This is a genomic window from Streptomyces sp. NPDC107522 (assembly GCF_055657525.1).
Genome location: NZ_JBVKAU010000024.1, coordinates 98,584 through 109,223, shown reverse-complemented (window position 1 = coordinate 109,223; position 10,640 = coordinate 98,584). Strand labels below are relative to the sequence as shown.

The following is a 10,640-nucleotide window of genomic DNA, read 5'->3' as shown; positions in this document are numbered from 1 at the left end:
GGGGGCGGAGAGCCTGTCGGCTCTTCAGTTGGCCTGGCGGCCAACTACGGGCCTGACGGCCCGTAAGGTGACGTGTCGTCATGCCTTGCGGCATGACTGTGTGTTGGGTGGGTTGGCCCTGACGGGCCAACAGGAATGGAACAAAGCGGGGCCTGGCGGCCCCGCTGTCGTGTGTATGGGGGTGTCAAGCCTGACGGCATGACAGTTGGTTGAAGTGGTATGGGGTTCCCTGCCCTGGCGGACAGGGGTTGGGTGTGTCGGCGCCTGCGGCGCCGTGATGTCGTAAGGGTTTGTTAGACAGTTATCCGGTTCCCCTCCCCCCTTGGTGTGGGCCGGCTGCTGCGGGCGCCTGGCCCTGACGGGCCGACAGAGCGGGGTGAAGCGGGGCCTGGTGGCCCCGCGGCATGCCTGCCGGCGTGTCCGGTTTCTTGCGGTGCCCCGCTGTCGCGGGGCTCATCTTGGTTGGTTTTCGGGGGCGTTGTCAGACCGGGCGTGTAGGTTCCCGGAGGTGTTGGCCCGTCTGGAATGGCCCCCGATACCACTGGTGGGGCGTGGAGGGGTGATGAGCTGTGCCTGAAAGTCAGCGTGTTGCCGCTCGGAGGATCATTACCGCTGCTCTGCGGGCCAGTGCGGCGTGGATCAACCGGGTTGAGGAGCCTCGTGCGTGGCGGGAGCTGTCGCGTATGCACGGGGTGTTGTTGTCGAGTCTACCGGTGGGGGCCGGTCCTTCGACGCCTGCCGAGATGATCGACTTGTTGCCGGTGCGCCTGCGGGAGTGGGTGCCGTTGGCGTGGGACGAACTGCCTGCGGAGATGGGTGATTTGGTTGTCCTGACGGACAACGGTGAGCTGACCGAGGAAGCCTTCGAGGCGGGGATGAACTATCTGGAGGCCCTGTACGGGGACGACGGGTACTTCGATCTCGGTGGGACGTGGCTTCCGGCGTGGGTTCGGCAGACGGCTGAGCAGACGGAGCGGGCTGCCTTTCGGCACATTCGCTCCGGCGGGCAGGCCGGCTATGTGGCGGCGCGGACGATGCTGACCGAGGTGCCGTACGGCACGGAGCGGGCGTTGGTCGAGGAGTACTCGCGGCGTGGGGCGGCGCGGATGGACGTGTATTGGCCCCTTCCGTCAGACCGGGTTTGGGTGGGGGCGTCGTCGTGGTTGTGGCCGTGTCCGCAGTGCCGGTATCCGATGGTGCTGCGGGGTGGGCAGTTGCGGTGTGAGTACCCGCCGCATCAGGGCCGGTTCGGTCTGGTCGCGGGCAGCGGCAAGCGGGGTGGGCCGCCTCTACTGACCGGTGGGCGGGGCCGGCTGGTGACGGCTGCAGAGCCGGCGGAGGGCGTGTTGTGCCTGGACTGGGGGGTGTGGCGGTACATCACCTGTCCCGGGCTGAGTGAGGTGGGCCTGATGCAGTGGCTGGAGAAGCAGCAGGGGGTGCGGGTCGAGCGCTGGGAGAACCTAGATGAGTGGGATATCGGCGTCTACCTGGCGGATGGGCACTGCTGGCGGGTGGACGTCAAGGACCACCAGGACCCGCAGATGATCATCGACCGGCCGCCTGCCGGGGAGACGGTGGTCGTGCCCAACTACCGGCGCAGCCAGGTGAATCAGCTGCAGTCCGGGCTGGGTGCGCTGCGGACTGCTGACAGGCAGCGCTACAGCGTGTTCACGGTCAGCCGTTTCAAGGCGGCCGTGATGAAGCGGCTGCAGGGGGTGGGCGCGTGACGTCGCCGAAGAACGCGAGGTACTCCGTCAGCGTGCCGCTGACGCTGCGGGCGGCGGTGCTGCTGGCCGCGCGGGTGTTCCCCAACCGGGCTCCCAAGGAGCAGGCGGCCTGGCGGCGTGTGGTGGATCTTGCTGATGCGCACTTCCTGGTCACGGGGCAGCTGCATCTGTGGGATGGCTGGCCCGATCTTGCTCTGCCCGATCAGGTGCGGATCACGCGGATGCTGCGGCAGCGGCCGGCGGTCCTGGCTTCCCGCTCGGTGTTTGTCACCGAGGCGGCAGCGGTCCTGGAGATTGGTGAGGCGGTCGAGTTCGCCCCGGGCGACGAGGAGGAGCAGGTGCTGGTCCTGCCCTCGGGTGACGAGGAAGCCCTCGTCGATGCCTTGCTGGACGAGCTCGAGGACAACGCGGCCAAGGGGCAGTCTCAGCCCAAGCCTGCGCCGCCCGGCTCCTACGTCAGTGACCTGCGGATCAAGGATCCGCTCAGCCCGTCGGGCCGGGTGGTGGACGTCTTCTACGACCTCGGCTATCAAGGGCCTCCTGCTCCCAGCGTGGTGCAGGAGCTGGGTGAGGCGCCGGTCGCGGACGAGGTGGTGATCCCCTTCGCCGAGCTGGACGAGATCGCGGGCCGGCTCGATGCGCTGCGCGGGCAGGACTACCGGCGCAAGGCGGTCGCGGACATCCAGCAGCACGCCCGCAACGGCAACGGCATGAACGTGGGCGAGGTCCTGCGTGTTGAGGCCGGGCCGCTGCGGGTCTTCCACGCTCCCACCGGCATGGGCAAGAACGTTCTGAGTGAACTCGCCGCGGTGTGGTGCGCCCGGCAGGGCCGGGTGATCTCGCTGGTCGTTCCGCAGAGTGCGCAGGTCCTGGCCACGGTGTACCGGCTGGAGCAGGATCTGGCCGACCTGGAGATCTCCGCGCAGGTCACGCCGGTAGTCTCTCCCTCCTCCATGATGGAGCTGGCCGAGCAGACGGCCGGCAACCTGCAGGACGACGCGGACTTCAGGACCTGGGTGTACCGGGAGATGTCCTACAGCTGCCCCCTGACCGGGCACGCCACCACCTCCTCCGAAGCGGTGGATGCCTGGAAGCCGGGCCAGGAGCCGTGCGACCAGCTCAAGCCCAACGGGGTCAAGGCAGATAAGACCCTGGCCTGTCCGTGGCGCGGCGGCTGCGGGAAGTTCCGCCACCACCGGGCCGCGGCAACGGCGGACATCCTCGTCACCAACCATGCGAACTTCCTCACCGGGCACATCCACGCGCCGGTGGCGGGCCGGCCCGCCCCGGGCCGGCGCATGACCACCGAGCAGCTCCTGCTGCACCGCAGCCATCTGGTCATCATCGACGAGGCTGATGCACTGCAGGCGCAGGCCTTCGAGCAGGCGGCCCGTCAGGTACTGCTGGCCCAGGACGGTGCGGAGCACACCCCGGTACGGGACCTCGACAGTCAGTTCCGGCGGCACTGCCACCGGCTGCCGATGAGTCTCGAGCAGTATCTGCGGCCGTTGATCAACCACCTGGTGTGGCTGGCCGAGTCCTACGTGTCCCACCTTGTCGGCGGGGTCATCCAGCCCGACCGGGAGCGGCGCAGCATGGTGGTGCCGCGCCGCTGGGATGGGCTGTTCGCGTCCCGGATCTTCCAGCTGGAGGCCGGGACGCGGCCCACTGAGCAGCAGATGCGTGCGATCAACCAGCTCTACAAGCGGGAGGGGCGGCTGGAGTTGGCCGATGAGGTAACGGGGCTGGCGGAGCTGCGGGACCTGCTGTCCTCGGCCACGGATCTGGTGGGTGGCTCGGACCGGCTCACCCATGCCACGTTGAAGCGCATTGGGGAGGCGTTCTCGGCGATCACTGGTGAGGCGGACGACAAGCGGCTGCACTCGCTGGCGCTGCTGGCGGCCCGGCGCGCGTATCTGGAGGAGATGCGCAGCATTCTGCACCGCATCGTGGGGGTCGCGGCGCCGCTGCAGGGGGCGGGGATCTCCGCCGGCAACGGCCTGGTGGACGCGCTGGCCTCGCACGTGCCGTGGCGGGCTGCCCCCTACGGCCCCCTGGGGCGTGCGTTGTTCGCGTTCTCCGAGACGTTCGACCCGGCCGACCGGCACCGGACGGCGCTGCATCTGAAGTCCTATGTCGGGGATCCGCACGTCCACCTGGCCTCTCTGGGCGAGGTGACCGCGCTCGCGCATACCGGCACCCGCCGGGCGGTGATCGGGATGTCCGCTACGGCGTTCATGCCGTACGCGCCGCGTCATCACCTCCTGCCGGAGCCGACGTGGTACGTGCCGGACGACGTCAACGGAAGCCTCACCGTCGAGCTGCAGGCCGGCCAGGACGACGGGGCGGGCATCGTGGTGTCCGGCACCGAAGGAACCAGCCGGCAACGCGCCTACACGGCCATGGGGCGCAGCGTCGGCAAGGACCTGTCCGCGCAGCTCGATATGGTGGCGACCGATCCGGCCACCGCGCACCGCGCGTATGCGCTGCTCGCGCCGACCGCCTACGACGCCGGTCCCGCGCTCGCCCGGGGCATGATCGACGCAGGGGTCGCGGCATCCGAGATCTGTGTGGCGGTGCGCCCGCAGGAGATGGCTGCGCTGGAGCGGATGCCGCCCGGCTGGGTGCCCATCCCCAGCAACCGGCTCGAGCAGTTCCCCCACGCCGTGGGCCACGGCCGGTGCCGGTACCTGATCGCCCCCATGGCCCGCGTCGAGCGCGGCCTGAACATCGTCGACCATGACGGGCGCTCCTTGCTGCATGTGGCCTGCCTGGTCAACCGGCCCATCCCGGTGATGGAAGACCCCCCGGTGCTGCTGTCCCTGGTCAACTCCCTCGCCCACCGTCGGCGGCGGCCCGGCCCGGAGCCTGCAGCAGAGCTGGAGCGGCTGCGGATCGCGGCGGGCCAGATCTTCGACGACATCCGCAGCGGCCAGGGCTACTTCAAGACTTTGGGCGAGGACGTCAAACTCGCCGTCGTCGCGGAGATCCTGACCCGGCTGATCCAGCTGGGCGGGCGCACCCGCCGCGGCGGCGACCCAGGAAGGCTGCGGCTGCTGGACGCCGCCTTCACCCACACCGCTGCCGATTCCACCCTCCCCGCCCTGCTGAAGCAGCTGCGCGGGAAATGGCAGGACGAGGGCCACATGCCGCTGATCGACGCCGTCTACCGCACCACCATGGCCGACGCCCTGCTGGGCCTGGCGGAGCACTCCCCCACCGGATACGGACACGAGATCGAGGACATCGAGGACGAGGAGTCGGGCGAATGGTGAGTGACGACCGCGGCCGCCTGTTCACCCTGTCCTTTCCGCTGGATGACCGGCTGCTGGGCACGGTGCACGCCTATCCGCAGGGCGAGGCGTTCGCGACTGCCTGGCGGCGGCTGCCCAGGCCGCGGGGCAAGGACGCCGTGCAGCCGATCACGTCCCTGCAGACGGCGGCACGCGCCGTGACAGGTGAGCGGCTGGTGTTCACCAACCCCGACCGGCCCGCCAGGACCGGCCGCTGGGCCGGGCAGAGTGTGATGGTCACACCCGGGCCGCTGGACGAGGCCGTGGTGCGCACCCTGATGCGGGAGTGGGAGACACGGCTGGACGGGCACGACGGCCGTGACACCCTCGCCGCCCTGCTGCACCTGGACGACGACGGGCCCCGGCCGCTCAGTTCGCTGCTGCATCGCGACACCATGGGGCGGATCACCGGTCCCCGCTGGGCGTTTCGGGTGGCCGGGTGGCGGCTGGCGAGCATGCTGGCCGCCCAGCCTCTCCACCTCGACGAAACCCTGCCCGCGCTGCGGTTCCACCTCGACAGTGAAGGCGACCTGCTGGCCTGGCAGGCCCCGCTGGTCCACGAACGGACGTGGATCGACGAGGAGAGCGGCAAGCGTCGGCGCATCGCCGGCTACGCCATGGAGCGCATCCACATCGAGGTCGAACCCGCCCCGGGCGGAAAGACGCTTCTCGCGCATCTGACGGCGCGGATCTCGCGCGTCGCCACCCACTACAAGGGCATCCGCAACGTCCTGCTGCGCCATCCCGTCAACCCGGACATCATCCTCAAGGCCCCCATCACCACCCGGTGGGAGAAGGGCCCGGACGGGCTCATGCAACCCAAGGAGATCCGCTACCGCGGGGCCACGGCACAGATCGTCGAGGCCTGCGGCGTCGGCCGGCTGCCCCAGCCGCCCCTGACGGGCCTGGACAAACTGACCGAGGTACGCGGGGTGCACCGCACGGGCAAGCACCCGATCGACAAGGGCGCCGGGGCGATGTTCCACGCCCGGCTCGAGGAGCACGCGACACGCGTCCTCGGCCAGGAACCCGTCGTCTACACCGGCACCGCCATCAAGATCAGCAAGCCAGGCGGGAGCCTGCCGCCCTACGTGCCGGCCGGCAAGATGGCCGACGCCATGGCCGCCGCACGTCTCGATGCGGTGCGCACCGTCGTGCTGTACGAGTCGGCCCCGTGGCACACGCGGGTGATGGGGCAGCTGGCCCGCGACTACGCGCGGCCCGAACTGGCCGATCTGCCCGACGAGCAGCCGGTGGTCCTGGCCCCCGGCTACGAGCTCGTAGCGGTGCGGCTGCCCGAACTGGTGCGCCACGGCAGCCACGACCGCAGCCTGATCCTGAACAGCCTGCCCTGGTTCAAGCCGGGTGCCGGGCGATCCCTGGTCACCGCCCTGTGCGAGACCCGCTACTTGAGCGAGCAGGAGAAGGAGGCTGGAGTGACGGACGCCAAGCACGCACTCAAAGGGCTCTTCGCCCAGCGCGGCATCCCCTCGCAGTTCATCACCATGGACTCCGATCCCGGCGATCCCTACCGGCTGAACACGCCCGAGAAGGTCGCGCGGGCCAAGGCCCGCAACGCGGGGCTGGCGGAGCCGGACGTCGCCTACAAGGACGACCACGCGGTGCAGATCGGACTCGGCAGCCTGCACTCCGACGCCGGTATCATCGACAACCGGCTGGCCGCCACCGCCTTCCACCGTAACGCGCGGGAGACCGCCCTTCACCGGGAGGCCGTGGCCGTGGGGCTGTGGACCCGCCATCACCGCTTCGCCGAACCTCCCGGCCACCCCCGCAAACCCGCCGTGCTGGCCATCACGCTGGTCGCCATGCGCATCCCGCTCGGCGAGGACGCCTACTGGCCCACCCTCATGTACAGCGAGCGGGGCTGGCTCCCCCTGGCCCAGGCCCGCGCCCTGCACCATGCTGGCCCCATCGGCAAACGAGGGCATCACCTGCGGGACGACCACGGCGGCCCGGACAACGTGCGCACCTATGTGGACGGGGCCCTGGCCGCACTCAGGAACCAGTTCCCGATCATCGTGTTCGCCGAGGAGCGGGAGCGGATCTGGCCCGGGCTGTGCAACGACCGGCTCGGGGACGGCCCTGTGCCCGGGCAGAGCCTGATCGCTCAAGGGTGGGATGTGGCGGTCGTGCGGGTCGGCAACGGGCAGGGCGCCCCCCAGCCGTCCCGGCGTACCGGCGGCGGGGGCAAGCTGCCCGGCAACCCGTTGCAGCCGGTCATGCCGGAGAAGATCCTCTACCGTCACGACCACGGGGGCGTGGTGTCCTGGCTGTTTTCCGGGCAGTCCCGCCAGCACGCCGGCGGCCAGCGCACCGGCACCCAGTACACGCGCCGCACCCTACCCGGCGGGCAACTGGCCCAGATGGGCGCCCCGTTCCACGCCATGACCCGCACCGAATACGTCATCGCCCACCCCGGCGGCTGGCGCGAGGAACAGCTGGCAGGCCTGGCAGCGCGGACCTCGGAGCAGGCCGCCATGTGGGACGGACGCACCAACCTGCCCGCACCGCTACACCTGGCGAAGAGCGCCGACGAGAAACATCCGGGCTTTGCGGAGCAGGAGGATTTCGGGGCGTAGGGCAGGCTGGTTGTCACCGACTCCAGCCGTGACGACCCGTCACCCGGCGAGCAAGAATGCCTCGTGCGACTGGCGTGGTGGACGGGGTGCGCTCGTAGTGGCGTGCCAGTACCGGGTCGGTGAAGTGATAGGCGCCTGCTTCCTCTGTCAGCAGGCCCTGATCGCAGGCGTCCGTCAGGACTGCATCCAGGTCGCGGACCGCCTGCCGGTCTGCAGGGACCAGCCAGCAGCGAGCCCAGCTCAGTCCGGCCAGCGTGAACGCGATCAACGCCAGCAACAGTATGAATCCGAACATGTCCGCCAGCGCGATAGTGACGGATCGGTCGGTATCGAACCAGGCGTTGAGGAGCATGAGTGAAGTCCCGAGTGCCAGGGCGAAGCAGACAGCTCCTTCTGAGTGCATACGCGCAGGCTGCCGGTTGCTGTCTGGCCGGCCTGGAAAGGGAGCAGGCTGAATGGCGTCCGTGAACGCGGCCCGGCAGGCGAATGCCGCCGCATAGCCGTAGAAAACGTAAGCGTTCATGCCAGTGTTGGGCCACCCGTGAGACTTTGAGCTGATGTGCGCTACAACAGCGCACATGAGACATGCCACCGCTGGAAGGCTGGCGCGGCTTACGAGGCCGCGTGCCATGTCGGCAGGACGACGGCGACGGATGACGCAGGTCGGAACTCGAGTGACCGCAGGATGCATCACGGCGGCAACCGCTGCGCCGATCATCACTGCATACAGGAACGTTTCCAGAGTGAGCCCGTACTCCTCGCGAATATATCTGTAAGCACCGGTCCCACTCGGAACCAGCATGTTGGCCAGGGTCATCCAGGCATACAGGCATGCCAGGACACCGATCAGCCAGCTGGCGTACGCAGGCTTGGGGCCTGCCCATCCGGCGCCTCCAAGCGTTCGGCTGCCGTCGGCGCGCGGCGGCTGCCTCAGGAACAGGGCGAGCGAGGCGCGGAAGAAGTCGGCGGAATTAGGCTCCGGACCGTGCGGTGGCAGCGGCTTCCGCTTGGCGAAGGCGGGCAGATATCCGGTCTCGATGAGCTGGCGCTCGATCTCGTATCGGGACGTTTTCCTCATCAGGTCCTCGGGATCGGCCCGTCCGTCGCTGCACATAAGGCGAGCTGCGCACGCCAGGGATGGCGCCGACAGTGCCTCCAGCAGGTTTCGTACGCCGGGAGCATCGGGGGCACTGCGGCATTCGGCGAGGACCGGCCGCCACTTGGCGTGCACGAGCGCTTCGTCGGCTCGGTTGGTCTGCTGCAGCCAGCCGTCGAGGTCGTCGAGTTCCAGAGAGCTCAGCACGATGCCGCTGCTGCGGGTCAGGGGGGTGTTCGCGGACTCCACCAGCGCTCTGAAGGGGTCTATTGCGCTGACGAGGATGACGCTGCCGAGCCGAGCGTCGATCTCTTCGAGCGCGCGAGCTCGGTAAGACCGGTCGATGCTGTCGAAGTCGTCCAGGATCGGCAGGAGTTGCCCGGCGCCCAGCAGAACCGATACCCGTTCGGCGGTGAAGTGCTCGGTAGTGAGGTCGTTCAGGCTCTCGGCGATCCACTCAAGGAGGGGGACGCGTGCAGCATGCCATCGGGCGAGCGACATCCTGACGGGAGTGGCCTTGTCCCGCAGCAGGGTTCGCCCAAGGTGGAGTGCAAGTGCACTCTTGCCGCTGCCAGGCTGGCCGAGGATGACCAGGCGTCGTGAGGGCAGCAGCGCGAAGAGGGCCGGCAGGTCCTGGTAGTGGCCGTGGAGGTTGACCGGTGGTGGTCCGTCCATGAGGTCAACTGGGGCAGGAGTGAAGCGGATCGGGATGGGTGTGACCCGATGCGGTGACTCCGCTTCGTCGCGCACGCCCCACCGGGTCATCAGGGATGCGAGCGTGTGCTGGCTGGCACCCTCCAGCCCGGACGGCCTGCCGTGCTCGTCGGCTGTGGTCTGCGGGAGCATCTCGCGGACGGCGGTCGGGAGCTCTTGGTCCAGACCGTGGTGTGCTCGATAGGAGCAGGCTGCCGTTGCATAGCGGTGGCCCCACAGGTCCACGTTCGCCTCGGGCCGGCAGGCGGTGACCCAGGCCCTGACCAGCTCCCACCGGGGCAGGTGGGAGCCGGTGGTGGCTGCTTGCAGGGAGGCTTTGCTCCAGTTGACGCGTTCAGAGAGCTGATCAAGTGTCAGCTCGGCCTGATAGCGCAGGGCCCGCATCTCGCGGGCCAGCTGCGCCAGTTCGGGGATGGTCTCGTCGACTGCCTTCTCCGGGCGTCCTCGCGGCATGGTGCGGCTCACTGCCCTGACGTGGGCCGGAGGTCTTTGAGCGACGGTGTGGGGTCTGGTGCCAGCAGGCGCCGGGCCAGGTCCATGGCGGCCCCTCCGGCGATCGTGATGAGGGCCAGGGCGCTTCCGGCCTCGTAGCCGTGCCGGACCAGAACGAGCGTGGTGGTGACCACGATGATGATGACGGTGACACGTATCCACACTGCATGCGGGAACGGCAGCAGGCAGGGGGTCGGGCGGACGGACATAGCAGGCTCCTGTGGTGACGTGACGGCCCGGATCAGCAGCGCGTCGTCCAGACTGCAGTTGGCGCTGCGCCGGCTGGGGCAGCCGGACGGACGACACACCCCCAACATGCCTCAACTCGCCTTTCCCGCAGCAGGAATGACGCAAGCTCAGCTATGTCACATATGGTCCCTGTTAGGGTGCATTCTCAAACAAATCCAGGTGCCCGGCTCGTGCGCTGAACAATTCCGCGCGCCTGCCTGCTTCTCCTGGACAATGCGGCCCTGCGGCCGCTTCATACCAGGTCACGGTGTCTGAGCGGTCGGCGGCGGGAGGGTGCTGTCCGGGAACAGGGAGAAGTCCTTCCGAACAATGAGCAGGCCTCCGATCCTGCTGTCAGGGCCGCAAGCATGGACAATGGTCTGCGGCCTGGGGGCCCAGGATGACGGTCCGGAACCCTCGCCGGGCGGTGGAAGAGCTGTTGGCGCAGCGCTCCCCCGTCCCGGCACCTCCGTCCACGCGCAGCAGAACT

The 10,640-nt window shown here is 69.0% G+C and carries 5 protein-coding genes; 3 read left to right on the top strand and 2 right to left on the bottom strand.

Annotated elements, in window-relative coordinates; translation table 11 throughout:
* Positions 1-569 precede the first annotated feature (569 nt).
* The 3 genes from ACZ7L6_RS40525 to ACZ7L6_RS40515 are packed head-to-tail and all read left to right on the top strand — an operon-like array spanning position 570 to position 7,620.
* Positions 570-1,727 carry a restriction endonuclease-related protein gene (locus ACZ7L6_RS40525; protein ID WP_471933034.1) on the top strand — a complete coding sequence of 386 codons (1,158 nt, stop codon included), beginning with the start codon at positions 570-572 and terminating at the stop codon, positions 1,725-1,727.
* On the top strand, positions 1,724-5,002 hold the full coding sequence (locus ACZ7L6_RS40520) for a DEAD/DEAH box helicase family protein (protein WP_471933032.1): 3,279 nt from the start codon (positions 1,724-1,726) through the stop codon (positions 5,000-5,002). The genes ACZ7L6_RS40525 and ACZ7L6_RS40520 overlap by 4 nt, the downstream gene beginning before the upstream one ends.
* Positions 4,996-7,620: an RNaseH domain-containing protein gene (locus ACZ7L6_RS40515; protein ID WP_471933030.1), complete on the top strand. Its 2,625-nt coding sequence runs from the start codon at positions 4,996-4,998 to the stop codon at positions 7,618-7,620. Before ACZ7L6_RS40520 ends, ACZ7L6_RS40515 begins: the two co-directional genes overlap by 7 nt.
* A gap of 13 nt (positions 7,621-7,633) precedes the next feature.
* Here the strand turns inward: ACZ7L6_RS40515 and ACZ7L6_RS40510 are convergent, their stop codons facing one another.
* On the bottom strand, positions 7,634-9,895 hold the full coding sequence (locus tag ACZ7L6_RS40510; protein WP_471933028.1) for a helix-turn-helix domain-containing protein: 2,262 nt from the start codon (positions 9,893-9,895) through the stop codon (positions 7,634-7,636).
* Complete coding sequence (locus tag ACZ7L6_RS40505) at positions 9,892-10,131, bottom strand: hypothetical protein (RefSeq protein ID WP_471933026.1); 240 nt, start codon at positions 10,129-10,131, stop codon at positions 9,892-9,894. Before ACZ7L6_RS40505 ends, ACZ7L6_RS40510 begins: the two co-directional genes overlap by 4 nt.
* Between the last annotated feature and the right edge of the window lie 509 nt (positions 10,132-10,640).

What these genes read in the sequence shown, in the direction of transcription:
- ACZ7L6_RS40515 (WP_471933030.1), top strand. Translation starts at nt 4,996, where the DNA reads ATGGTGAGTGACGACCGCGGCCGCCTGTTCACCCTGTCCTTTCCGCTG.
- ACZ7L6_RS40505 (WP_471933026.1), bottom strand. Translation starts at nt 10,131, where the DNA reads ATGTCCGTCCGCCCGACCCCCTGCCTGCTGCCGTTCCCGCATGCAGTG.